The 24679-nt window shown below is 68.1% G+C and carries 20 protein-coding genes; 13 read left to right on the forward strand and 7 right to left on the reverse strand.

Annotation, left to right across the window (positions count from 1 at the left end; all coding sequences use genetic code 11):
• The first annotated feature begins 85 nt into the window (after positions 1-85).
• Both LDO86_RS08250 and LDO86_RS08255 read left to right on the forward strand, forming a co-directional pair.
• Entirely contained in the window at positions 86-340 is a 255-nt protein-coding gene (locus LDO86_RS08250) for a hypothetical protein (protein ID WP_326498069.1), read from the forward strand.
• Entirely contained in the window at positions 337-1104 is a 768-nt protein-coding gene (locus LDO86_RS08255; protein ID WP_018770734.1) for a DUF3159 domain-containing protein, read from the forward strand. Before LDO86_RS08250 ends, LDO86_RS08255 begins: the two co-directional genes overlap by 4 nt.
• Before the next feature lie 56 nt (positions 1105-1160).
• On the opposite strand, the gene LDO86_RS08260 is transcribed toward LDO86_RS08255, so the two are convergent.
• Both LDO86_RS08260 and LDO86_RS08265 read right to left on the reverse strand, forming a co-directional pair.
• A complete protein-coding gene (locus LDO86_RS08260) occupies positions 1161-1934 on the reverse strand; it encodes an NAD-binding protein (RefSeq protein WP_018770735.1) in 774 nt (257 codons plus the stop codon).
• Positions 1931-2605, reverse strand: a complete 675-nt coding sequence (locus tag LDO86_RS08265; RefSeq protein ID WP_018770736.1) for a TrkA family potassium uptake protein — start codon at positions 2603-2605, stop codon at positions 1931-1933. Before LDO86_RS08265 ends, LDO86_RS08260 begins: the two co-directional genes overlap by 4 nt.
• Before the next feature lie 118 nt (positions 2606-2723).
• On the opposite strand from LDO86_RS08265, the gene LDO86_RS08270 reads away from it, so the two are divergent.
• The 11 genes from LDO86_RS08270 to LDO86_RS08320 all read left to right on the forward strand — a co-directional run bounded on the left by LDO86_RS08270 (position 2724) and on the right by LDO86_RS08320 (position 17879).
• On the forward strand, positions 2724-4700 hold the full coding sequence (locus LDO86_RS08270) for an APC family permease (RefSeq protein WP_043425214.1): 1977 nt from the start codon (positions 2724-2726) through the stop codon (positions 4698-4700).
• A complete protein-coding gene (locus tag LDO86_RS08275) occupies positions 4697-6085 on the forward strand; it encodes a TRAM domain-containing protein (protein ID WP_018770738.1) in 1389 nt (462 codons plus the stop codon). Before LDO86_RS08270 ends, LDO86_RS08275 begins: the two co-directional genes overlap by 4 nt.
• A 165-nt stretch (positions 6086-6250) precedes the next feature.
• The gene (locus LDO86_RS08280; RefSeq protein WP_018770739.1) at positions 6251-9076 is read left to right on the forward strand and encodes an aconitate hydratase; all 2826 of its coding nucleotides are present in this window, start codon (positions 6251-6253) and stop codon (positions 9074-9076) included.
• A 128-nt stretch (positions 9077-9204) separates the two neighbouring features.
• Entirely contained in the window at positions 9205-11178 is a 1974-nt protein-coding gene (gene dxs, locus LDO86_RS08285) for a 1-deoxy-D-xylulose-5-phosphate synthase (protein WP_018770740.1), read from the forward strand.
• Positions 11175-11792 (forward strand): DUF402 domain-containing protein, encoded by a 618-nt coding sequence (locus LDO86_RS08290; protein ID WP_018770741.1) that lies wholly within the window; start codon positions 11175-11177, stop codon positions 11790-11792. Before dxs ends, LDO86_RS08290 begins: the two co-directional genes overlap by 4 nt.
• Positions 11789-12349: a hypothetical protein gene (locus LDO86_RS08295; RefSeq protein WP_018770742.1), complete on the forward strand. Its 561-nt coding sequence runs from the start codon at positions 11789-11791 to the stop codon at positions 12347-12349. The genes LDO86_RS08290 and LDO86_RS08295 overlap by 4 nt, the downstream gene beginning before the upstream one ends.
• A gap of 9 nt (positions 12350-12358) precedes the next feature.
• Entirely contained in the window at positions 12359-13336 is a 978-nt protein-coding gene (locus tag LDO86_RS08300; protein WP_018770743.1) for an aldo/keto reductase, read from the forward strand.
• 6 nt (positions 13337-13342) lie between these two features.
• Positions 13343-14368 carry a nucleoside hydrolase gene (locus tag LDO86_RS08305; RefSeq protein ID WP_018770744.1) on the forward strand — a complete coding sequence of 342 codons (1026 nt, stop codon included), beginning with the start codon at positions 13343-13345 and terminating at the stop codon, positions 14366-14368.
• 185 nt (positions 14369-14553) lie between these two features.
• The gene (locus LDO86_RS08310) at positions 14554-15441 is read left to right on the forward strand and encodes a hypothetical protein (RefSeq protein WP_043425216.1); all 888 of its coding nucleotides are present in this window, start codon (positions 14554-14556) and stop codon (positions 15439-15441) included.
• 10 nt (positions 15442-15451) lie between these two features.
• Positions 15452-16240: an energy-coupling factor transporter transmembrane component T gene (locus LDO86_RS08315; protein ID WP_018770746.1), complete on the forward strand. Its 789-nt coding sequence runs from the start codon at positions 15452-15454 to the stop codon at positions 16238-16240.
• Complete coding sequence (locus tag LDO86_RS08320) at positions 16233-17879, forward strand: ABC transporter ATP-binding protein (protein WP_018770747.1); 1647 nt, start codon at positions 16233-16235, stop codon at positions 17877-17879. The genes LDO86_RS08315 and LDO86_RS08320 overlap by 8 nt, the downstream gene beginning before the upstream one ends.
• A 40-nt stretch (positions 17880-17919) precedes the next feature.
• On the opposite strand, the gene LDO86_RS08325 is transcribed toward LDO86_RS08320, so the two are convergent.
• The 5 genes from LDO86_RS08325 to LDO86_RS08345 form a co-directional block, all read right to left on the reverse strand.
• Positions 17920-20082, reverse strand: a complete 2163-nt coding sequence (locus tag LDO86_RS08325; RefSeq protein WP_018770748.1) for a 3-hydroxyacyl-CoA dehydrogenase NAD-binding domain-containing protein — start codon at positions 20080-20082, stop codon at positions 17920-17922.
• Positions 20079-21353: an acetyl-CoA C-acyltransferase gene (locus tag LDO86_RS08330; RefSeq protein ID WP_018770749.1), complete on the reverse strand. Its 1275-nt coding sequence runs from the start codon at positions 21351-21353 to the stop codon at positions 20079-20081. The genes LDO86_RS08325 and LDO86_RS08330 overlap by 4 nt, the downstream gene beginning before the upstream one ends.
• A 119-nt stretch (positions 21354-21472) precedes the next feature.
• A complete protein-coding gene (locus LDO86_RS08335) occupies positions 21473-22807 on the reverse strand; it encodes an HRDC domain-containing protein (protein WP_018770750.1) in 1335 nt (444 codons plus the stop codon).
• 12 nt (positions 22808-22819) lie between these two features.
• Positions 22820-23512, reverse strand: a complete 693-nt coding sequence (locus LDO86_RS08340; protein WP_026265997.1) for a DUF3000 domain-containing protein — start codon at positions 23510-23512, stop codon at positions 22820-22822.
• A 58-nt stretch (positions 23513-23570) separates the two neighbouring features.
• Positions 23571-24668, reverse strand: coding sequence for a low specificity L-threonine aldolase (locus tag LDO86_RS08345; protein WP_018770752.1), 1098 nt, complete (start codon positions 24666-24668; stop codon positions 23571-23573).
• Positions 24669-24679 lie beyond the last annotated feature (11 nt).

Here is a 24679-nt window from a genome sequence, read left to right on the forward strand (position 1 = left end):
CCCGGTCCATGCGTCCGGCCGGATCACCCCACTGGAGCAACTTCCTGACAAGGGACGCGTCATGTGCCAGGGGCACATTGAATCGGTGACCTTTGTCCCTGCCGACCGGACCCCGGAATTCAGTGCCATTCTGTCCGAGGATGACGCCGAACGTCCGGGCCCTGGTCCGAAGCGGGGCAGGCCGCCCCGGCTCCGTGTCGTCTGGGTGGGCCGCCGCCGCGTGCCGGGCATCGAAGCGGGCGCGCGGATCCGGGTTGAGGGGATGCTGGCCCGGGGCGAAGACATGCCCACCATATTCAATCCCCGCTACGAGATACTGTCCCGCCAGGAGAACGAATGACCGCGCAAGAGCCCGAACAGCCATCCGGCCCTGCACATCCGGGCAGAGAACAGCAGGGCAGGCCGCAGGCTCCCGGTCCATCACCCGTTGCCGGCCTCGCCGCCGGGTACGCCGCCAAAGCGGGACTCCACCGCACCCACGACGGGCAGGTGGACGTGCTGCGCAGCGCCGGGGGAGTGCAGGGAATTGCCGAGAGCATCGTTCCCGGCCTGGTGTTCCTGGTGGCGTTCACCATCACCCGCGAGCTCACGCTGTCACTGGTGGCCGCCCTGGCATCGGCAGCCGTGTTCACCGTTGTCCGCCTGATACAGCGGCGGCCTCTGACCCAGGCCCTGGCGGGGATTGTCGGCGTCGGCATCTCCGCCTGGCTGGCCAACACCACCGGCAAGGCCGAAGACTTCTACCTCCCCGGCTTCTTCACCAACGCCGCCTACATCCTGGCGATGGTCATCTCTATTGCCGTGAAGTGGCCCGTGGCCGGGCTCCTCTTTGGCTTCATCCGCAACGAGGGCGTGGAATGGCGTAAGGAACCTGACCGGGTCAAGGCGTACCGCCTGGGCACCTGGATCATCGTGGGCGTCCTGGCGCTCCGGCTCATTGTGCAGGTGCCCCTCTACCTGATGGGCACCGACGGCCTGGCCGCCCTCGCCACCACACGGCTCATTATGGGCGCCCCCCTGTACATCCTGGGCGTCTGGGTGGCCTGGCTGGTGACCCGGCCTGCCCCGGCGGAGCCTGAAGCCGGCACAGACCAGCCCGCCTGACAGACCAGCCCGCCTGACGGCCAGGCCGCCCCGCCTCTCCCCGGGCAGCGGCGGACCTAGCCGTCGAAGCCGTCGTCCTCCGGGACCGGGCCGTATCCGCTGGCGGTGGCCGGCTGGGCGCTGCCGCCCGCCTGCTCTCCACCGTTGATGCCGGCGGTGTCGATGCTGCCGGGTGCGGAGGAAAGCAGCTCCCGCAGCCGGTCCTCGGCGGCGATGGTGGTGACGAAGAAGAGTTCATCGCCGCCGTCGATCACGTCGTCGCGGCTGGGGGTAATGGGTGCCTGGTCCCGCAGGATCGCCACCAGGGTGGCGTCCTCCGGCCAGTGGATGTCGCCCACGGTCATGCCGATCACGTGCGAATCATGCGGGACGGTGAATTCCACCAGCGACGCCACGCCCGTCTGAAGCGTCAGCAGCCGGACCAGGTCGCCGATCTCCACTGCCTCTTCCACCAGGGCCGTCATCAGCTGCGGGGTGTTCACGGCGACGTCGACACCCCATGAATCGTTGAACATCCAGTCGTTCTTGGGGTTGTTCACCCGGCCCACCGTCCGGCCAACCCCGAACTCGGTCTTGGCCAGCAGGGACACCACCAGGTTCACCTTGTCATCGCCCGTGGCGGAAACCACCACGTCGGCGTCTTCCACCTTCGCGCCCTGCAGCGTGGAGAGCTCGCAGGCGTCACCCACCAGCCAGTGAGCGCCCCGCAGGCCGCTGCGCCCGATCACTTCCGGTTTGAGGTCGATAAGGAGGATTTCGTGCTTGTGCGCCAGCAGTTCGCGGGCAATGGACGATCCGACGCTGCCGGCGCCGACAATAACGACTTTCACTGATACTCCTTGGCGGGGGCTTTGGCGAGGATCTGGGCGATCTGGGCGCTGCGGTCCACCTGCAGCATGGCGTGCACGGTGTCGCCATCCTGGTAGGCGGTTCCGGCGTCGGGCAGCAGGCCCTCGCCGAAGCGGGTCAGGTACGCCACGCGCACATCGGCAGCCTTCTCAATGCTGCTGATGCGGTGCCCGATCCAGCCGGCGTCGAGGTCCAGTTCGGCCAGGACCAGGCGTCCTGAGGGCTCCCGGAAGTCGCCCGCGAGGTGCTGTTCGGGAAGGATGCGGCGCAGCACCTGGTCGGCGCTCCAGCGGACGGCCGCCACGGTGGGAATGCCAAGGCGCTGGTAAATCTCGGCGCGTCCCGGGTCATAGATCCTTGCGACGACGTGCGGGACGTGGAAGGTCTCACGGGCCACCCGGGTGGCCAGGATGTTGGAGTTGTCCCCGCTGGAGACCGCGGCGAAGGCATAGGCCTCGCCCACCCCGGCCTGCTTGAGGGTGTCCCGGTCAAAGCCAATGCCCGTGACTTTCCGTCCGGTAAAGCCCTGGCGGAGCCGGCGGAAGGCGCGGTCGTCCTGGTCGATGATGGCCACGGAATGTCCGGCATCCTCCAGCGTGTGCGCCAGCGTTGCCCCCACCCGGCCACATCCCATGATCACGAAATGCGCCACCGTATCTCCTCCATATGTAAGTCAGGATCGTGCAGCTAGAACTCTACCGGCACGGCCCTGGTTAGGCCCGGCCGGGGCCCGTCATGACATCGTCCGCGATTCAGACTAGCTTTGTGGGGTGTTGACAATACTGAACGCCGTCAAACGCGTGCTGGTGGGCAGGCCGTTCCGGAACGACCGGCTGGCCCATACCCTGCTTCCCAAGAAGATCGCACTGCCGATCTTCGCCTCCGACGCCCTTTCCTCCGTAGCCTACGCGCCGGACGAGATCCTCCTGACCCTTGCCCTGGCAGGTGTGAGCGCCGTGGCGATCTCGCCCCTGGTGGGACTGGCGGTCATGGTGGTCCTGCTGACCGTTGTCGCTTCCTACCGGCAAAACGTCCACGCGTACCCGTCGGGCGGCGGCGACTACGAGATCGCCAACGTAAACCTCGGCAAGTACGCCGGGCTGACGGTAGCCTCGGCCCTCCTGGTGGACTATGTCCTGACCGTTGCCGTGTCCATGTCCTCGGCAGCGGCGTACCTCACCACTGCTGTACCGTCACTGCACGGTGAGCAGGCCGTCATCGCCACCATCGGCGTCGTCATCCTTGCCCTGGTCAACCTGCGCGGCATCAAGGAAGCGGGCAGCGTATTCGCCGTCCCCACCTACATCTTCATGGCATCGATCCTGGGCATGACCGCGGTGGGCGTGTTCCAGGCCGCAACGGGGCAGCTGGGGGAGGCGCCGTCGGCGGCCTTCACCATCGTCCCCACGGAAGGCTTCGACCAGGGCCTGGTGGGCCTGGCCGGCGCGTTCCTGCTGCTCCGGGCCTTCTCCTCCGGCGCCGCAGCGCTTACGGGCGTGGAAGCGATCAGCAACGGCGTGCCGAACTTCAGGCACCCAAAGAGCAAGAATGCGGCCACCACCCTCCTGCTCCTGGGGGTGATCGGCGCCGCGATGCTGGCCGGCATCATCTACCTGGCCAACGCCACCAAGGTCCACATCGTGCTGGATCCGGCCACGGAATTCCTGCTCGACGGGAACCCGCTGCCGGAGGGATACGTCCAGAACCCGGCCATCAGCCAGATTGCCCAGACCATCTTCGGCCCGGGCAGCATCCCGTTCTACATCGTGGTGGCGGCCACCGGCGTCATCCTGGTGTTCGCGTCCAACACGGCCTTCAACGGCTTCCCGGTCCTCGGCTCCATCCTGGCCCAGGACGGCTACCTTCCCCGCCAGCTCCGGACCAGGGGCGACAGGCTTGCGTTCAGCAACGGTGTCCTTGCCCTCGCGGCAGGCGCCCTGGTGCTCATCATTTCGTTCGACGCGGACGTCACCAAGCTCATCCAGCTCTACATCGTGGGCGTCTTCATCTCCTTCACCCTCAGCCAGCTCGGCATGATCCGGCACTGGGGGCGCGAGCTGAAGCTTGCCAAGGACAAAGCCGTCCGGCGCCGGATGATGAAGTCCCGCACCATCAACAGCATCGGCTTCGGCATGACCGGGCTGGTGCTGGTCATCGTCCTCATCACCAAGTTCGAACAGGGCGCCTGGATCGCCCTCCTGGCCATGTTCGTCCTCTTCCTGATCATGTGGAGCATCCGGGCGCATTACGACAACGTGGCCAAGGAACTCGCGGTGGATGAGGACTCCTCACCCCGGGCCCTGCCCACCAGGGTGCACGCCGTCCTGCTGGTGTCCCACGTCCGCAAACCCGTCCTGCGTGCGCTGGCCTACGCCCGTGCGTCCCGGCCCTCCCGGCTGGACGCCATAACGGTGGACATCGACGCGGAGGAAACGGCCCACACCATCGCCGACTGGGAAAAGCTCGAAATCCCGGTCCCGCTGACCGTCCTGGCCAGCCCCTACCGCGAGACGGTCACGCCCATCATGGAGTACATCAAGCAAATGCGCCTGGACTCCCCGCGGGACCTGATCGTGGTCTACATCCCGGAATACGTGGTGGGCAAGTGGTGGGAGCAGCTGGTGCATAACCAGACCGCCCTGCGCATCAAGACCCGCCTGCACTTCGAACCCGGAGTCATGGTGGCCAGTGTTCCGTGGCAGCTCAAATCATCCGAAGAAGCAAAGAACCTCCAGGACGTCCAGTGACCGCAAGAACTTCAACAGCCGCGCCGCAGGCACCGGACGCTGCCGGGCATGCAGGCGAAGAGGCGGTCCTCGACGTCGGGCCCGTGGCCCATGGCGGGCACTGTGTTGCGCGGCATGAGGGCAGGGTCATCTTTGTCCGGCACGCCATCCCGGGAGAGAAAGTCCGGGTCCGGCTGACCGATGCAGCGGACGACGCCAAGTTTTGGCGGGCGGACGTCATCGAGGTGCTCGAGGCTTCCCCCGACCGGGTGGAGCACTTTTGGCATCCTGCGGATTCCCGCCGGGCATGGGGCCACGGCCACCCGCCTGTGGGGGGTGCGGAGTTCGGGCACATGACACTGGCCCGGCAGCGCAGCCTCAAGGCGGATGTCCTGGCCGAACAGCTCACTCGGCTGGCCGGCTTTGAGCAACTGCCCGCCGCCTGGGCGGGCAGCGTGGAGGCGGTAGGGGAAAAGTACGACGGCGGCACCGGCCTTGGGTGGCGCACACGGGCCAGCTTTTCGGTCACCCCCGGCGGCAGGCTGGGAATGCACGCTCACCGTTCCAGCCAGATCATCCCGGTGCGGGAGATGCCCCTGGCCAGCGGCGCCATCAACGCGCTGCGCTTGTGGGACTTGGACCTCCAGGGCATCGAGCGGGTTGAGGTGGCCGCTCCGGCCAACGCTTCCCGGCCCCTGGTGCTCCTTGCGCCCGCGCCCGGGACAAAGGACAAACGGCTGAGGGCAATTGCTGCGGAAGTGGCGGGGGACGTTTCCGTGGCGGCCTTTGATGCGCTGACCGGTGACGTGACACAGCTCCGCGGCCGGACCTGGGTGCAGGAGTCCGCCGAGGGACACGATTTCCGCGTTACCGGAGAGGGCTTCTGGCAGATCCACCGCGACGCGCCCGGGACACTTGTGGGGGCTGTCACAGAATTCCTCCGGCATGGAGACTTCCTCCACCCCGGAGCCGTGGTGGCCGACCTCTACGCAGGAGCCGGGCTCTTCACCGCTGTCCTGGCCGACGCCGTGGGGGAGACCGGGTCCGTGCTCTCGGTCGAAGGGGCGCCCGGCGCCAGCCGCGACGCCCGGAAAAACCTGCACTCCGCGCCGCAGGTGGAGGTGGTCCAGGGCCGCGTGGAACGGGTCCTGCGCCAGAAGCCGCGGAATTTCGACGCCCTGGTCCTTGACCCGCCCAGGGCCGGAGCCGGGAAAGCCGTCGTCGGCCAACTCGTTGCCTCGCAGCCCCGGGCCATTGCCTACGTGTCCTGCGACCCGGCGTCGTTCGCCCGTGACCTGGGTTACTTCCGCCGCTCAGGGTGGGACCTCGCCGGCCTCCGGGCCTTCGACCTGTACCCCCACACCCACCACCTTGAGACCGTGGCACTGCTGGCTCCGGCTCCGTGATGCGGCCGCGGTTTTGGACTACGATGACCGTAGTAGTCCCACGTCGCGCCCGAATTCTCGGCCGGCCGTGTGCAATTTTCGGGCCCTGTAACTACTTAGGGCGTCCTAACTAGCAGGCGGTCAACCGCGCGACAAAGATGAAACTGTTGCGAGAGGAGTCCTGCGATGAGCACTGTGGACAGCTTCGGTTCAAAAGGCAAACTTAATGTAGCCGGAACCGAATACGAAATTTTCCGGTTGAACTCCGTTGAAGGTGCAGAAGCCCTTCCGTTCAGCCTCAAGGTATTGCTTGAAAACCTGCTGAGGACCGAGGACGGCGCGAACATCACTGCCGATCACGTTCGCGCTTTGGCAGGCTGGGATCCGAATGCGGAGCCCGATACAGAAATCCAGTTCACGCCGGCACGCGTGATCATGCAGGACTTCACCGGCGTTCCCTGCGTGGTTGACCTGGCGACGATGCGTGAAGCCGTCAAGGAACTGGGCGGCGACCCCAAGCGGGTCAACCCGCTGGCGCCGGCCGAGATGGTCATCGACCACTCGGTCCAGATCGATGCCTTCGGCAACTCCGGCGCGCTGGAGCGCAACATGGAGATCGAATACCAGCGCAACGGTGAGCGCTACCAGTTCCTGCGCTGGGGCCAGACCGCGTTCGACGACTTCAAGGTGGTTCCCCCGGGAACCGGCATTGTGCACCAGGTCAACATCGAGTACCTGGCCCGCACCGTCATGACCCGCGAAGTGGGCGGCGTCCTGCGCGCCTACCCTGACACCTGCGTAGGCACCGACTCCCACACCACCATGGTCAACGGCCTGGGCGTGCTGGGCTGGGGCGTGGGCGGCATCGAAGCCGAGGCCGCCATGCTCGGCCAGCCCGTCTCCATGCTGATCCCGCGCGTTGTGGGTTTCAAGCTCAGCGGCAGCATCCCCGCCGGCGCCACCGCAACCGACGTAGTGCTGACCATCACCGAGATGCTCCGCAAGCACGGCGTGGTGGGCAAGTTCGTGGAGTTCTACGGCGAGGGTGTCGCAGCGGTGCCGCTGGCCAACCGCGCCACCATCGGCAACATGAGCCCGGAATTCGGCTCCACGGCTGCCATGTTCCCGATCGACGACGTCACCCTGGACTACCTGCGCCTCACCGGCCGCTCCGAGCAGAACGTCGCCCTCGTGGAGGCGTACGCGAAGGAACAGGGCCTGTGGCACGACGCGTCGCGCGACATCAAGTTCTCCGAGTACCTGGAACTGGACCTGTCCACCGTTGTCCCGTCCATTGCAGGCCCCAAGCGCCCGCAGGACCGCATCGAGTTGACCGAGGCCAAGGACGAGTTCCGCCACGACCTCAAGAACTACGTGTCCCATGACGCCAACGCGGGCACCCTGGACGAGTCCCTCGAAGAGAGCTTCCCGGCCTCCGACGCCCCGTCCTTCACCTCCGGCGGAACCCACGTCTCCGACACCGACCGCGAACCGCCGAAGTACTCGGCGGCCCACGGCGGCGCCGGGCGGATCACCAGCCCGGTTCCCGTGAAGATGGCTGACGGACGCGAGTTCGAGCTGGACCACGGCGCGGTCACCATCGCGTCCATCACGTCCTGCACCAACACGTCCAACCCCTCGGTCATGCTGGCCGCCGCCGTCCTGGCGCGCAACGCCGTCGAAAAGGGCCTCACCGCCAAGCCGTGGGTCAAGACCTCAGTCGCCCCGGGTTCGAAGGTTGTCACCGACTACTACGAAAAGTCCGGCCTGACCCCCTACCTGGAGAAGCTCGGCTTCTACATCGTGGGCTACGGCTGCGCCACCTGCATCGGCAACTCCGGCCCGCTGGAACCCGAGATCTCCGAGGCCATCCAGGCCAACGACCTCGCCGTCAGCGCCGTCCTGTCGGGCAACCGCAACTTCGAAGGCCGGATCAACCCGGACGTCAAGATGAACTACCTGGCGTCCCCGCCGCTGGTCATCGCCTACGCCCTGGCCGGTTCCATGGACTTCGACTTCGAGACCGACGCGCTCGGCAAGGACGAGGCCGGCAACGACGTCTTCCTGAAGGACATCTGGCCCAACCCCGTAGAGGTCCAGCAGGTCATCGATTCCTCGATCGACAAGGAAATGTTCGCCAAGGGCTACGAGGGCGTCTTCGACGGCGACGACCGCTGGAAGGCACTGGACACCCCGGCTGGCGACACCTTCGCCTGGGATCCGAACTCCACCTACGTCCGGAAGCCCCCGTACTTCGAGGGCATGCAGGCGACGCCGGAACCGGTCAAGGACATCACCGGCGCCCGCGTGCTGCTGAAGCTCGGCGACTCCGTCACCACCGACCACATCTCACCGGCCGGTTCGTTCAAGTCCGACACCCCCGCCGGCCAGTACCTGCTGGCCAACGGCGTGGAGCGCAAGGACTTCAACTCCTACGGCTCGCGCCGTGGCAACCACGAGGTGATGATCCGCGGTACGTTCGCGAACATCCGCATCAAGAACCAGCTCCTGGACGGTGTTGAGGGTGGCTTCACCCGCGACTTCACCCAGGCTGACGGCCCGCAGGCCTACGTCTACGACGCCGCGCAGAACTACCAGGCAGCCGGCACCCCGCTGGTGGTCCTGGCCGGCAAGGAGTACGGCTCCGGTTCGTCCCGTGACTGGGCCGCCAAGGGTACCGCCCTGCTGGGTGTCAAGGCTGTCATCGCCGAAAGCTACGAGCGCATCCACCGCTCCAACCTGATCGGCATGGGCGTCCTGCCGCTGCAGTTCCCGGCCGGGGAGAACGCTGCCAGCCTGGGCCTGACCGGCACGGAAACCTTCTCGGTGGAGGGCGTCACTGCCCTGAACGAGGGCACCACGCCCAAGACCCTGAAGATCACCGCCACCGCCGAGGACGGCTCCTCGAAGTCGTTCGACGCCGTCCTGCGCATCGATACGCCGGGTGAAGCGGACTACTACCGCAACGGCGGCATCCTGCAGTACGTGCTGCGCCAGATCTCCGCCAACTAGCGGTAACTGCCAGCAGGCACCATCCTCCCGAAGCCCCGGCCGGTCACCGACCAGCCGGGGCTTCGGCTTTGCAGCCAAGCCAAGGCGTTAGAGTTAAACGGCACGTCTACCACCCGAAGGAGGGGTCATTGGGAATCTTGGACACCATCCGGAATCCGCAGGACCTGAACGAGTTGACCGAGGAACAGCTGGAACAGCTGGCCTCGGAGATCAGGGAATTCCTGATCACTAACGTTTCCCAGACGGGCGGCCACCTCGGACCCAACCTCGGCGTCGTGGAGCTGACGCTGGCCGTGCACCGCATTTTCGAATCGCCCCGCGACAGCATCGTCTTCGACACGGGCCACCAGTCCTACGTCCATAAGCTGCTGACCGGACGCCAGGACTTCAGCACCCTTCGCCAGGAAGGCGGACTCTCCGGCTACCCCGCGCGGGCCGAATCGGAGCACGACATCGTCGAAAGCTCCCACGCATCCTCCTCCCTGTCCTGGGCCGACGGCATCTCCCGCGCCCGCCAGCTCACGGGAGAAGGCGACAGGCACGTCGTCGCCATCGTGGGCGACGGCGCCCTCACCGGAGGGATGGCCTGGGAAGCCATCAACAACATCGCCGCGGACAAGAAGCGCCGCGTCGTCATCGTGGTCAACGACAACGGCCGCTCCTACGCACCCACCGTCGGCGGATTCGCCGACTACCTTGCCTCCCTGCGCCCCACCATCGACTCCTTCCGCGCCGCGCCGGCGTATGAGGGCGCACTGGACTGGTGGAAGAAGAAGCTCCAGAACGGTGGCCCGGTGGGCCAGTTCACCTACAAGAGCCTGCATGCCATGAAGAAGGGCATCAAGGACTGGTGGGCCCCGCAGGGCATGTTCGAGGACCTGGGCATGAAATACATCGGTCCGGTGGACGGGCACAACCTCCAGGCCATGGAACACGCGCTCTCCACCGCCAGGAACTACGGCGGCCCCGTCATCGTCCACGCCATGACGGAGAAGGGCCACGGCTACGCTCCTGCCCGGGCCCATGAAGCAGACCAGTTCCACGCCGTCGGCATCATCGACCCCGAGACCGGCGAACCAACCGGCAGTGGGGGCGCCCAGTCCTGGACCTCCGTCTTCGCCGATGAGATCGCCGCCATCGCCGACGAGCGCGAGGACATTGTCGGCATCACCGGCGCCATGCTGATCCCGGTGGGCCTGCACAAATTTGCGGCCAAGCACCCCGAGCGCGTGATCGACGTCGGGATCGCCGAACAGCATGCGCTCACCGCGGCCGCCGGCATGGCCTTTGGCGGGCTGCATCCGGTGGTTGCCGTCTATGCCACTTTCCTGAACCGTGCCTTCGACCAACTGCTGATGGACGTGGCCCTGCACAAGGCAGGCGTCACCATTGTCCTGGACCGTGCAGGGGTCACCGGCCCGGACGGCGCCAGCCACCACGGCATGTGGGACATGGCCATGGTCCAGATCGTCCCCGGCCTCCACCTGGCAGCGCCCCGCGACGCCACCCGGCTCCGGGAGGAACTGCGCGAAGCGGTGGCCATCAGCGACGCCCCCAGCGTGGTCCGCTTCTCCAAGGGCTCCGTTGGTCCGGCGGTCGAGGCGCTGGAGCGGTTGAGCGACGGCGTGGACATCCTTGCCCGCCGCCCCTCCGGCTCCACCGAGAACGACGTCCTGATCGTCAGCGTCGGCGCGATGTCCGAGCTGGCCCTCGACGTTTCCAACCGGCTCGGGGCGCAGGGCATCAGCACCACCGTAGTGGATCCGCGCTGGGTCCTCCCGGTCCGTCATTCCATCATCGCGCTGGCCTCGCACCACCGGCTGGTGATCTGCATCGAAGACGGCGTCCGCGCCGGTGGCGTGGGATCGCGCATCCGGCAGGAGATGCGGGCGGCAGGCGTGGACACCGCCCTGAACGAGGTTGGCCTGCCCGTCGAGTTCCTGGAGCATGGCACCCGCAACCAGGTGCTGGAGCGCGTTGGGCTGACCGCCCAGCAGATCACTCACGACGTCGTTGCGCAGGTCCTGGGAACCAAGGTTCCGTTTGCGCGGCCCCTGCCCGGGCAGCAGCACCCCACCACCGGCAGCCTCCCGATCCTGTGAGGGACGAGGACGAGCTGAAGTATCCCGGCCCCGCCGGGGAGTCCGGACCGGTCCTGCACACCACCACCACGCGCGTTCCCAACGGTCTAAAGCCGGGACAGCTGGTGGTCTCCCGGAACCGGAAGTGGAACGGCAAGGCCCACTGGGTGGTGCCGGGCCGGTACCTGGGCGAAGACCGGCACGGGTGGTGGATCTTCCAGGGCACCAACGAGTTCTGCTCCCGCCCCGGCGCCGCTTTCTACACGCGCTCCGACGCCGTCCTGCTGGTGCCGCGCGAGGGTGACTGGGTGGCCACGTTCTACGACTCCGCGCATCCGGCGGGAGTACGGGTCTACATCGACCTGGCGGTGGGCCACGAATGGACACACATCCGGCCGGCGGTGACCGAGTTCCACGTGATCGACATGGACCTGGACGTCATCCGGACGGCTGACCGCGGCGTCTTCATCGACGACCAGGACGAGTTCGCCGAACACAGCGTCTCCATGCGCTACCCGCAGCAACTGATTGAGGACATCCAAGCCGCAGCGGACGGGCTTTACCACGCCGTGAAGGCACAGCAGGCGCCATTCGACGGCACCGACGTCGAATGGTTTACAGAAGGACGTAAATGAGCGGCATTGTCAGGGTCTACAAGCGCGACGACGAGGGCACCCTCCACTTCCGGGAGGCCTGGTTCGACGAGGAGTACTCCCAGTTCGTCATGAACTTCGGAGCCGTGGGGCACCAGAGCAAAACCGAGGAAACCGACGTCCCGGATGCTGCTGCCGCGGAGGGCCTCCTGGACGCCTTCGCAGCCCAGTGCGCGGAGGACGGCTACGCCGGGATCCCCACCGAGGAACAGTTCTGGGTGGTGGCGCAGTTCGCGCTCAAGACCAGGGAGGGCACCGACCGGGACCGCTACCTGGAGCAGAAGGCCACGGACGCCCTGATCAGCCACCTCGCCTGGCGCGGCCTGGGCACGGTGGAGCGGTCCGAATTCACTGACTACAAGCTCAACATCTTCTGCCTCTGCCCGGACGTGAACAAGGCCGTCAACGCCATCAAAGTCTGCGCCCGCGGCGAGGACCTTGACTTCACCAAGCTCAGCATCGGCGCCGCCCCCTACGGCGACCCTGACCACTTCAAGCTCAAGCACTCAGCCAAGCCCGCCAGCAACTTCACCCTCTAGGAGGCGTCCTTGACCAGTTACCGCCGCGTTGGAAAATCCGGCCTGACCGTCTCCACCGTGGGCCTTGGCTGCAACAACCTTGGCCGCGCCAATACCGCCACCGAGACGCAGGACGCCACGGACGCCGTCGTCCACGCAGCGGTGGATGCCGGCATCACCCTCTTCGACGTTGCCGACACCTATGGGCGGGAGCCCGGATTGAGCGAAACCATGCTCGGCAAGGCTCTCGGAAACAAGCGCTCCGGCGTCGTCCTGGCCACCAAGTTCGGCATGGACATGAAGGGCGGCAGCGGGCCGGACTTCGGCGCCCGCGGGTCGCGGCGCTACATCATCCAGGCGGTGGAGGCCTCGCTGCGGCGCCTCGGCACGGACTGGATCGACCTCTACCAGTTCCACACCCCGGATCCGCTGACCCCCATCGATGAGACCCTCGCGGCGCTGGACACCCTGGTCCGCAGCGGCAAGGTCCGCTACATCGGCCACTCCAACCGTTCCGGCTGGCAGATCGCCCAGGCGGAGTACGTGGCCCGCGAACTGGGCACGGCCCGCTTCATCTCCACCCAGAACCACTACAACCTCCTGGACCGCCGTGCCGAGCTTGAGGTGACGCCCGCCGCGGAGGAGTTCGGGCTCGGTGTCCTGCCGTACTTCCCGCTGGCCAACGGACTCCTCACCGGCAAGTACTCACCGGGCCATGCCCCGGAGGGGTCCCGGCTCAGCCACACCCGCACCAACATGGTGGACGACGCCGACTGGGACCAGTTGGGCCGGTTCAGCGCCTTCGCGAAGGAACGCGGGCTGACCGAAATCGAGGTGGCCTTCTCCTGGCTTGCCGCCCAGCCCTCGGTGGCCAGCGTCATCGCCGGGGCCACCAGGCCGGAGCAGGTCAGGCAGAACGCGGAAGCGGCGAACTGGGTCCCCACGCCCGAAGACCTGGCTGACCTGGAGGGGATCTTCCCGGCAGTGCCCAAGGTCGCGCTCTTCTAGGCCGCCGTGCCCGCCTACCTCCTGGATGTTGACACCGGGATCGACGACGCCCTGGCCCTTGCCTACCTGGCCGCCCTCCCGGACACGGAGATCGTGGCGGTCACGGCCTCTCCCGGCAACGTGGACGCGGACCAGGTTGCCCGCAACACCCTGGCCCTGCTGGAACTGTGCGGCAGGTCCGGGGTCCAGGTGGCGGTTGGTGCCCGCCAGCCCCTGTCCATCCCGCTGCTCACCACCCCTGAGACCCACGGACCGCAAGGGATCGGGTACGCCGTGCTGCCCGAACCCGCCGGGCGGCTCTGCGACCGGGACGCCGTGGACCTCTGGATCGAACATGCCAGGGCCAGGCCAGGCGAGCTCACCGCGCTCATCACCGCACCGCTGACCAACTTCGCCCTGGCCCTGCGCAAGGAACCGGAACTGCCCAACCTCCTGGCCAAGGCAGTAATCATGGGCGGCGCCTTCTACCACCAGGGCAACACCACCCCCACCGCCGAGTGGAACACGCACGTGGATCCGCACGCCGCCAAGGAGGTCTACGCCGCGTACCGGGGATGGCCGCTGGAGAAACTCCCCATCGTCTGCTCCCTTGACACCACCGAACGCATTGAACTGCACCCGGCCCACGTCACGGCACTGGCCCGGGCCGCGGGTGCCGGCGTTCCCGAACTGCTGCTCCCGGAACAGCCGGAAGGGCGGCGCAGCACCTCCGACAACACCCTCATCAGGCACCTTTCAGATGCCCTGCGGTTCTACTTTGAATTCCACCGGCTCTACGACCAGGGATACCTGGCCCACGTCCACGACTTCTTTGCCGCAGGAGTCGCGGCAGGCACGCTCGAGTACACGGCGCGGACCGCCACCGTGGACGTCGAAACGGATTCGCCGCTCCTGGCGGGAACCACTGTGGCCGACTTCCGCGGGCTCTGGGGCACACCCCCAAACGCCAGGATTGTCGCCACCAACAACCCGGAGCAGGCGTTCCGCGAACTCGTGTCCGCCATCGGAAGCCTGGCCCGCCGGGTTGGCTGACAGGGCAGGGGCGGACCCGTCATGACCGGGCCACCCGGCACGGGACGCTGCCGGACGATGGCCGGTAGAATGGGCCACGGACCGGCCCGGCGCAGTTGCCGCCGGCTGCTGCCGAGGTGACATAGGCAGCCACACTCCGGCCCGGCACTGCCGGGCCACTGCCTGCACCCAAAGGAACATTCCCCATGTCATCGCCCTCTTTGACGCTTCCGTCCCAGGAACGCCCGGCGGCCCGCCGCCGGCTGCTGGAGATCCTCGGCGCCCTGGCCATCGCGGCCACCTATGTCTACCTGGTGCTCAACCAGCCGGCAGACATCACCGGAGGTCCGGGCAGCGCATCGGCCCTGATCGCCCTCACCGGCTTCCTGGCAGGCGCAGTCCTGCTGATCGTCGCCGTCCTGCCCACGCTGCCCGCGTCCACCCTGGTGCTCATTCCGGTGGCCCTGGTCCTGAACATCGTGCTCGGCCAGTTCGTTGGCAGCACCCTGGTTCCCTTCTACCTCGACGCCATCGGCACGGTGTTGATCGCGGTCCTGGCCGGCCCGGCCGCCGGTGCCGCCACCGGAGCGCTCAGCAGCATCGTCTGGTCCTTCTTCAACCCCACGGTGCTTCCGTTCGCAGCCGGCGCCGCGCTCATTGGCTGCCTCGCCGGGCTGGCAGCACGCTACGGCCTCTTCCGCCGCTTCTACCTGGCTCCCGTGGCCGGTTTCGCCACCGGAATCATCGCCGGCGTGGTGTCCGCCCCGGTGGCCGCCTTCGTCTTCGGGGGCACCTCCGGCGTGGCCACGGGGGCCATCGTCAGCGCCTTCCGGGCCATGGGGGACACCCTCCTGGCCGCGATCACCAAGCAGGCACTGATCTCCGACCCTATGGACAAGGCCATCGTGTTCACAGTCGTGGCCATCCTGGTCTATGCGCTGCCCCGCAGGGTACGCCTGCAGTTCCCTTTCGTGCGGCGCCACCGGGTCCTGGCCGGCAACACCCCCGTGGAGGCCGCGGCTGACGCTCCCGCACAGGGGCCCGGGCACGGTCCCGCGCAGGGCACCTCCCCGGATTCTGCACGGAAGGGCTGACCGCAACGCTGTGACGGCATCATCGGCAGGCAGGACGGCAGCGCCGGCCAGGCGGGAACGCCTTAACCCGCTGACGTCGCTGACGGCTGCCGCGGCCACGGCGGCCATTACGACGGCGGCCGGCACCTGGCCGTTGTCCCTCGCCGTGGTTGCCGCCTGCCTTGGCCTGTCCGTGGCGGGCGGCACGGCCCGGCGGGTGCTCCCGGCGGCTGCGGCAGTCCTGGTCCCGCTTGGCCTGTCGCTGCTGTGGCTGCACGGACTGTTCTTCCCGGAGGGCAGGACCGTCCTGGCAGAGTGGGGACCTGCCCGTATCACCCAGGAGGGCCTGGCCTTCGCCGGGCAGCGGTTCCTGCAGCTGGCGGCCGTGGTCCTGGCCCTCCTGCTGTTCTCCTTCAGCGTCCGCGTGCCCGACCTCGTGGCGGCCTTGTCCGCCCGCGGCGTACAGGGCCGGTTCGCCTTCGTACTGGCGTCCACCCTGACCCTGCTGCCGGCCATCGCCGCCCGGGCGCAGCGTATCCGGCAGGCCCAGGAATCACGCGGCCTGGTGGTCTCCCGCAGCCTGGTGTCCAGGTTGGGCGCGTTCCGGCTGCAGGCCGTTCCGCTGGTCCTCTCCCTGATCGATGATGCCGGCACCCGTGCTGCCGCCCTGGAAGCCCGGGGACTCAGCAACACCGGGCCGCGGACCAGCTACCGCGAGGTGGCTGATTCCGGCCGGCAGCGGACAGTACGCATCGTGCTGGTGCTCGCTGCCCTGGCGGCAGTGGTTCTCCGGGTAGTGCAGGCGGGCGCAGGTGGCTGAGCCCATGGTGTCCCGCGGCCAACGCAACGCCGGTAATGCGGGCAATGCCAGCGATGCCAGTAATGCGGCCACGTCAGGCAAGCCGGTGCTGGCCGCCGGGATCCGGCACTTCACCTTCCACGACGGGCAGGTCCCGGCCCTGCAGGATGTCGCCATATCTCTTGCACCGGGCTCCTTCACGGCCATCCTGGGCGCCTCCGGAAGCGGGAAGTCCACCCTGGGCCGCCTGCTGGCCGGGTGGCTGCCTCCGGGCGGCCACGGATCGCTGGCAGGGTTCCTTGAGTTGTCCGGCACGCGCCTTGAGTTTGCCGGCGGCGCGGGGGACCCGCGGATCGATCCCGCCCAGTGGGGCCGCCACGTGGGCTTTGTCCCCCAGGACCCCGGCGCCGTGCTGTCCACCGTCCGCGCCACGGTGGCGGAGGAACTCGCGTTTGGACTGGAGAATGCCGGTACGGGGCGTGGTGACATGCAGGCGGCGGTGCAGCGCACGGCCGGGCTGCTGGGACTTCAGGGCCTGCTGAACCAGGACCCCGGGACGCTTTCCGGTGGCCAGCTCCGCCGGCTGGCCATCGGCTGCGCCATCATCGCCGGACCTCCTGTGCTGGTCATGGACGAGCCCTTCGCCTCCCTGGACGCGGCAGGGGCGGAGGATCTTGCCACCCTGGTCCTGGACCTGCTGAAGCGGGGTACCGCCGTCGTAATCCTCAGCCAGGTGGTCGACCCCCTGCTCCTGGACGCAGACACATGGGTGGTACTCGCTGGGGGCATGGTCACGGCAGCGGGGCATCCCGCCGGTATGGGAGCGGGGCATGCCAACGATGGCGGTGTCCCGCCAGTGCTGCCCCGGGCAATCAGGCGTCCTGCCGTGCCGGAGTCCGCGGTACCGCCAGGGCGGCCTGCAGCCCGGCAGGCGGGGCCGGCTGCCCTGCAGCTCCGCGGCGTCTCCTTCGCGTACCCGGACCCGCAGGTTCGCGGAAAAGAAAGCCGCAGAAGATGGGGCAGGGCGGCACCGGCGGGCGGCCTGAACACAGGCACCCCAGTGCTGCAGGACATCAGCCTGCAGGTCCACCCGGGGGAGATCGTGGCGGTCACCGGGCCCAACGGCGCCGGAAAATCGACGCTCCTGCGGCACTTCAACGGGCTGCTGCGACCCACCGCGGGAACTGTCCTGGTCAGCGGCAGCGACATCTCAAGCGACCCCGTCGGACGGACCGCTGCATCCGTGGGCCTGTTGTTCCAGCAGCCGCGCGACCAGCTGTTTGAACGGACCGTACTGCGGGAGGTCAGCTTCGGGCTGGAGCGATTGGTGGGCCGGGACATGGTTGCCGGCCGCGCCGCCGCGGCGCTTCAGGCCGTCGGGCTGGCGGAGGCCGCCGACGAGCACCCCGCCGAGCTGCCGGCATCCGCCCAGCGCCTCCTGGCGCTGGCCACCGTCCTGGCGCGCAGGCCCGCCGTCCTGGCGCTGGACGAACCTACCGTGGCACTGGACGGGGACGGGCTGGCCCTGCTGGACGCCGCCGTCGGATCGGCAGCAGCGGCGGGCGCCGCCGTCGTGCTGGTCACCCATGACCTGGGCTACGCACGGACGGCGGCGCACCGGCTCCTGACGCTCGACGGCGGCCGGCTGACCCCGGCCTGACAGGCAGCACCCACCGTCCTGGCTGCCGGCCTGGTGCCGGTTACCCTGCGGCGGGGGACGCGACGCCCGGTGCCAGGAAACGCCTGCCGTTGACCCGCTCCGCGGCCCCCACCCGGTCCAGGTACGGCGTGATGCCACCCAGGAACATGGGCCAGCCCGCGCCCAGGATCATGCACAGGTCGATGTCCTCGGGTCCGGCGACGACGCCCTCGTCCAGCATGAGGCCGATTTCCTCAGCCAGGGCATCCTGGACGCGGTGCAGCACCTGCTCCGCCGTGGACGGGCTGGAGCCAAAGGACAGCAGCTCAAGCGTGGACTGGGGGATGGTCCGCGAACCGTCCGGGGCGGTCTCCCACAGTGCTTTGACGTTGTTGTCGATGAGCTTCTTGAGGTTATCGGAGACCGGGAAGCGGTCGCCGAAGGCGGCGTTCAGGGACTCCTGGACATGCTGCGCAACGGGCAGGCCCACCATGGCCAGCAGCGTGAACGGCGTCATGGGCAGCCCCATGGGCCGCAACGCGGCGTCCGCCACCTCCGCCGGGGTGCCCTCGTCGAAGGCCGCCGTGACTTCCCCCATGAGCCTCAGCAGGATGCGGTTGACCACGAACGCGGCCGCATCCTTGACCAGCACGCCGTTCTTCTTCAGCGCCTTGGCCAGCTCGAAGGCGGTGGCCAGCACGGCATCGTCCGTGCGCGGGGCGCGGACGATTTCCAGCAGCGGCATCACAGCCACGGGATTGAAGAAGTGGAAGCCCACCAGCCGTTCGGGATGCTGCAGGTCCGCGGCCATTTCCGTCACGGAGAGCGAGGACGTGTTCGTGGCCAGGATGCACTCCGGCGCCACGATGCCTTCCAGCTCGGCGAAGACCTGCTTCTTGATGTGCATTTCCTCGAAGACGGCCTCGATCACGAAGTCGGCGTCAGCGAAGGCGTCCTTTGACACCGAGCCCGTCACCAGCGCCTTGGTCCGGTTGGCCGCGTCCTGGCTTAGGCGCTGCTTGGCCAGCAGCTTGTCCACCTCGGCGTGGACGTACGCAACGCCTTTGTCCACGCGCGCCTGGTCGATGTCGGTCAGGACCACGGGCACCTTCAGCTGGCGGGCAAAAAGCAGGGCCAGTTGGCCGGCCATCAGTCCGGCGCCCACCACGCCCACCTTGGTGACGGGCCGGGCCAGCTTGCGGTCAGGGGCGCCGGCCGGGCGTTTGGCACGCTTCTGCACCAGGTCGAGGAAGGCGTAGACGGTGGAGCGGAACTCATCCGTCTGCATCAGCCCGGCCAGTGTTTCGCATTCCAGCGCGGCGGACTCCGCCGCTGTCATGGTGCGGTTTGCCTCGAGGATGTCCAGGACCTTGGCTGGGGCTGGGGAGGCGTTGGAGGTCTTGGCCTCGACGAAGGCCCGCCCCGCGTCCACCGCGGCGGCCCAGCGGGTTGCCGCGTCAGGGGAGGAAGGGTCGACGGCGTTGGCCCGCTCCGGGACCACCTCACCGGAGATGACACCGGCCGCCCAGGCCAGCGACTGTTCCAGGAAGTCTGCAGGCTCGAAGAGGGCGTCGGCGATGCCCATGCCGAATGCCTGCGCACCGGTGAGGGGGCGGTTGTTGCTGAGCGGGTTTTCGATCATGACCTTTACGGCATTTTCCGGGCCCACCAGGCGGGGAAGGATGTAGACGCCGCCCCAGCCGGGCACCAGGCCAAGGAAGGCTTCCGGAAGCGCCAGGGCACCCGCCCCCGTGGACACCGTGCGGTAGGTGGACTGCAGGGCGATTTCCAGGCCGCCGCCCAGCGCGGCGCCGTTGATGAAGGCGAAGCTGGGGACGCCAAGGTTTGCCAGGGTTGCATAGACGTCGTGGCCCAGCTGTGCCATCCACAGCCCGTGCTCACGCTTTTCCAGCGACTTCACGGCGGAGAGGTCCGCGCCCGCCACCAGGTAATGCGGCTTGCCGGTCACCCCGACGCCCACAATCTCGCCACGGGCCGCACGGTCGCGCAGGCCCTCCAGGACGGTGCCGAGCTCCACCAGGGTGTTGGGGCCCAGGGTGGTGGGTTTGGTGTGGTCCAGGTCGTTGTCCAGGGTGACGAGGGCAAAGGTGCCCGGGCTGGGCCTTCCCGCCGTGCCTGGCAGGGCGATGTCCTGCACATAGGAGTGGGTCACGGTTTCGTTGGGGAAAAGGTCCGCCAACTTGCGGTAATCTGCGGCGCTCATGCCATGGCTCCTTCGGAAACGGCGGCGGTCTTCCCGGAGGGGGTTCCGCTGTAGTCGGGGTGGTGCGGGTTCTCCCAGATCACGGTGCCGCCCATGCCAAGGCCCACGCACATGGTGGTGATCCCGTACCGCACGGAGGGGTCCTCTTCGAACTGGCGGGCCAGCTGGATCATCAGCCGGACACCGGAGGAGGCAAGGGGGTGCCCCACGGCGATGGCGCCGCCGTACCGGTTGACCCGGGGGTCGTCGTCGGCGATGCCGTAGTGGTCAAGGAAGCTCAGGACCTGGACGGCGAACGCCTCGTTGATCTCGAACAGGCCGATGTCCCCGATGGTCAGCCCGGCGTTCTTCAGTGCTTTCTCGGTGGCCGGGACGGGGCCGATGCCCATCACTTCGGGCTCCACCCCCGCATAGGCGTAGCTCACCAGCCGCATCTTCACGGGCAGCCCCAGCTCTGCGGCGGCCTCGGAGGAGGCAAGGACAGCGGCGGTTGCGCCGTCGTTCAGGCCGGCGGCGTTTCCGGCAGTAACCCGGCCGTGGGCCCGGAACGGCGTGCGCAGGGCGGCCAGGTCGTCCATGGTGGTGCCCGGGCGCGGCGGTTCGTCCTTGCTGTGGACGGTCCAGCCCTCGCCCGGCTTCCGGGCGGCAACGGGAACCAGGTCCGGCTGGATCCTGCCGTCCTGGTAGGCGGCTGCCAGCTTGTCCTGCGAGGCCACCGCGTAGGCATCGGTGCGCTGCCTGGTGATGGCGGGGAAGCGGTCGTGCAGGTTCTCGGCCGTGTTTCCCATGTTCAGGGCTGCCGGGTCCACCAGCCGCTCGGACATGAATCGGGGGTTGGGGTCGGCGCCGGAGCCCATGGGGTGGTGGCCCATGTGTTCCACTCCGCCGGCAACCACCACGTCGTAGGCGCCGAATCCGATGCCGCCGGCCGTGGTGGTGACGGCCGTCATGGCACCGGCGCACATCCGGTCGATGGCGAAGCCGGGGACCGTCCGGGGGAGACCGGCCAGCAGCGCGGCGGTCCGGCCCAGGGTGAGGCCCTGGTCGCCGGTCTGGGTGGTGGCGGCAATGGCCACCTCATCGATCCGCTCCGAAGGCAGGGACGGGTTGCGGCGAAGGAGGCCGCGGATGCACTTCACGATCAGGTCGTCGGCCCGGGTTCCGGCGTAAATTCCTTTCTCGCCGGCCCTGCCGAAGGGTGTGCGGATGCCGTCCACAAAGACGACGTCGCGGACAGTGCGCGGGGATGCGCCGCTTCCGTGCTGGCTCACGTGTAACTCCTCATCGAGACGTAGCGCCGGGCGCATGCCGGAGTGCGGCACTCACCTGGCGTCGGTCACACCGATGTTACTCGTGAGTAACTTAGCCTGCAAGGGCTGACGCGAAAAGGTTATTGGCCGGCCGCCGCAGCGGCCTGTTTGGGTTCCTTGGGTGGAAGCGGCTGCGGGTCCAGGAAGGCGGCGGAGATCAGCGGAGCCGTGAGTTCCACCTGCCACGGGCGGGCGCCCAGGGTCCGCAATTCCGCGGAAATCGAGTCTTCAGTGACGTCCGCGGGCGGCCGCCAGGCCACGCGCCGGAGGTAGTCGGGCGTCAGGAGGTTCTCCAGCGGGAGGTTCAATTCCTCGGCTTTCGCCTGGAGCAGGGGCCGGGCCGTGGCCAGGCGGGCAGCGGCTTCCGGATCGCGGTCGGCCCAGACCCGCGGCGGCGGCGGGGCGTTGGTGGCCAGGTGCAGGGGTGGCAGGTCCTCCAGGTCCCGGGCGGCCGTGATGCAGCGCAGCCACCGCGGCGCTTCGCGCTGGGCAGCGCGCCCGTGGAACCCCTTGGTGGTGAGCAGCTGTGGGACGGTGGCGGGCATGGCCTTCGCCGCGGCGACGAGGGCCGAGTCGGGGAGCAGCCGGCCCGGTGCCACATCGCGTTTTTGCGCCAGCGAGTCGCGTTCCAGCCACAGTTCGCGGACTGCGGCCAGCTGGCGGCGGTCCCGGATCTGGTGCAGGCCCGAGGTCTTCCGCCACGGGTCAACGCGCGGGGGAGCGATGCCCGCTGCGAGGATTGCCGCAAATTCCTGCTGGGCGTACTCCAGTTTCCCGTCCGCCTCCAGCAGCTCGATAAGTTCCTCACGCAGTTCGGTCAGGACTTCCACGTCCAGGGCGGCATAGCGCAGCCAGGGCTCCGGCAGGGGCCGGGTGGACCAGTCGGCCGCGGAGTGTTCCTTGGCAAGCCCGAATCCCAGCAGCTGCTCGATGACGGCGGCCAGGCCTACCCGGGGCAGCCCGGCCAGGCGCGCGGCGAGTTCGGTGTCAAAGAGCTTGTCCGGCCACATCCCGAGCTCGGAAAGGCAGGGCAGGTCCTGGGTGGCGGCGTGCAGGATCCATTCGACGCCCCGCAGGGCGTCGTTGATGATGTCCAGGTTCTCGAACGGTTCGGGATCGATCAGCCAGGTTCCGGCGCCCTCGCGGCGGATCTGGACCAGGAAGGCGCGCTGTCCGTAGCGGAAACCTGATGCGCGCTCGGCGTCCACGCCGGCGGGTCCGGTGCCGGCGGCAATGGCCGCGGCACACCGCTCCAGGCCGGACGCAGTTTCGATGACCAGCGGAACGCCGTCCCGGGGGGAGTCAAGGTCGATGATTTCGGGGATGGGGCTGTCAAAGCCCTCCACCGTGATGTGGGATGCGGCAGCAGCAGCCGGGACGCCGGCCGTGGTGTTTTCCGGAATGTTTGGGGTCATGATGCCCCCAGTTTACCGGGCTGCCCCATAACCGTTCTGCTGGCTTCGCCGACGGGGTGGGAGTGCGGTGACGCCGTCGGGGAGCGGCGGCAGGCCGGCGAACGTGCACACCATGTCGGACCAGGCCTCAAGGTGGGCCTGGACATCGGAGGAAGCGGGCGTCCAGGAGGCCCGGAGTTCGATGTCGATGGACCCGGGCCGCCCGGCCAGTGTCCCGAAGCTTTCGGAGAGGACGCGGGTGGCGGTGCCGCCGGCGGCCCGGTATGCCGCCTTGTGGTTTTCCAACGCCTCCACCAGCCAGGTCCACGCCACGGTTCCCAGCATCTGGTCGTTGCCCATTTCCGGTTCCAGCTCTGCACGGATGTAGGTGACGATCCGGAATTCGCCATCCCAGACCGCCGAGCCATCCGGATCGTGCAGCAGGATGAAGCGTCCGGTGGCCAGCTCCGTTTCGTCCTCGTCCGCCGGTCCCGGGGCGGCCGTTCCGGATGCGGCGGCAAACGCCATGGCCGCAGGTCCGTGGACCGGCGTGGACGGGGTTGCGGCGCCCGGTGCCATCACCTCTGCGCCCAGCGCGACGGCGAAGGGTGCCAGCCGCGCGGGGGCTGGGATCTCCGCGAGGCGAAGTTCCTTCCGGCAGCGGGCTTTCCTGAGGGTTCCCAAGGCGTGGAGAAAATCCGGGGGAACCTGGTCCAGTGCGTTCACCTTGGCAGATTACGGGGCGGGACGGGCCGGGGCAGGAAGGCTCGCCGTCGGCGGCCGCTCACCCGGCCTGGCCGGCGCGGTATTCCCGGAGCTCATGGCGGATCGCGGCAGCAAAGGTATCGACGTCCTCCTCCGTGGTGTCAAAGGAACACATCCACCGAACTTCCCCTTTCGCCTCATCCCAGTCGTAGAACCGGAAGGACTTCCGCAGACGGTCCGCCGTACCGGGGGGAAGGATGGCGAAGACTCCGTTGGATTCGGTTTCCTGGGTGGGCCGGACGCCCTCAATGGTGTCGACGGCGGCACGCAGCCGGGTGGCCATGGCGTTGGCGTGTGCGGCCGAGCGCAGCCACAGGTCGCCTTCCAGGAGGGCGATGAACTGGGCGGACATGAAACGCATCTTGGAGGCCAGCTGCATGTCCATCTTGCGCAGGTAGACCAGGCCGTGGGCGGCTTCCGGGTTCAGTGCCACCACTACTTCGCCGAAGAGCAGCCCGTTCTTGGTGCCGCCGAAGGAGAGGATATCGACGCCGGCGTCCCGGGTGAAGGCGCGCAGGGGCACGCCCAGGTGGGCTGCCGCGTTGGCCAGCCGCGCCCCGTCCATGTGCAGCTTCATGCCCCTGGCGTGCGCGTGGTCGGCGATGGCACGGACTTCTTCCGGCGTGTAGCAGGTGCCCAGTTCCGTGGTCTGGGTGATGGAGACGGCGAGCGGCTGGGCTCGGTGCTCGTCACCCCAGCCCCAGGCCTCCCGGTCGATCAGTTCAGGAGTCAGTTTCCCGTCCGGCGTGGGCACGTGCAGGAGTTTTAGGCCGCCGATGCGTTCCGGTGCCCCGTTCTCGTCCATGTTGATGTGGGCGGTGGAGGCGCATACCACGGCACCCCAGCGGGGGAGCAGGGACTGCAGCGACAGGACGTTGGCGCCGGTGCCGTTAAAGACGGGGAAGCATTCGATGCCTGGGCCGAAGTGGTCAACCATCAGTTCCTGCAGCCGCGCGGTGTAGTCGTCTTCGCCGTAGGAGACCTGGTGTCCGCCATTGGCTGCGGCAAGGGCTGCCAGGACTTCCGGGTGGACCCCGGAGTAGTTGTCGGAGGCAAATCCGCGCACGTTGGGATCATGCAGCCGCAGCGCCGCACGGGTTTCTGCTGTGGTGGTCATAGGGTTGCTCA

It is taken from the genome of Arthrobacter sp. StoSoilB19 (assembly GCF_019977275.1).
Taxonomy (GTDB): domain Bacteria; phylum Actinomycetota; class Actinomycetes; order Actinomycetales; family Micrococcaceae; genus Arthrobacter.

Coding starts and splice junctions, on each gene's coding strand:
- LDO86_RS08345 (WP_018770752.1), bottom strand. CDS start 24,668: ATGACCACCACAGCAGAAACCCGTGCGGCGCTGCGGCTGCATGATCCC.
- LDO86_RS08310 (WP_043425216.1), top strand. CDS start 14,554: ATGTCATCGCCCTCTTTGACGCTTCCGTCCCAGGAACGCCCGGCGGCC.
- LDO86_RS08255 (WP_018770734.1), top strand. CDS start 337: ATGACCGCGCAAGAGCCCGAACAGCCATCCGGCCCTGCACATCCGGGC.
- LDO86_RS08280 (WP_018770739.1), top strand. CDS start 6,251: ATGAGCACTGTGGACAGCTTCGGTTCAAAAGGCAAACTTAATGTAGCC.
- LDO86_RS08335 (WP_018770750.1), bottom strand. CDS start 22,807: ATGACCCCAAACATTCCGGAAAACACCACGGCCGGCGTCCCGGCTGCT.
- LDO86_RS08325 (WP_018770748.1), bottom strand. CDS start 20,082: ATGAGCGCCGCAGATTACCGCAAGTTGGCGGACCTTTTCCCCAACGAA.
- LDO86_RS08295 (WP_018770742.1), top strand. CDS start 11,789: ATGAGCGGCATTGTCAGGGTCTACAAGCGCGACGACGAGGGCACCCTC.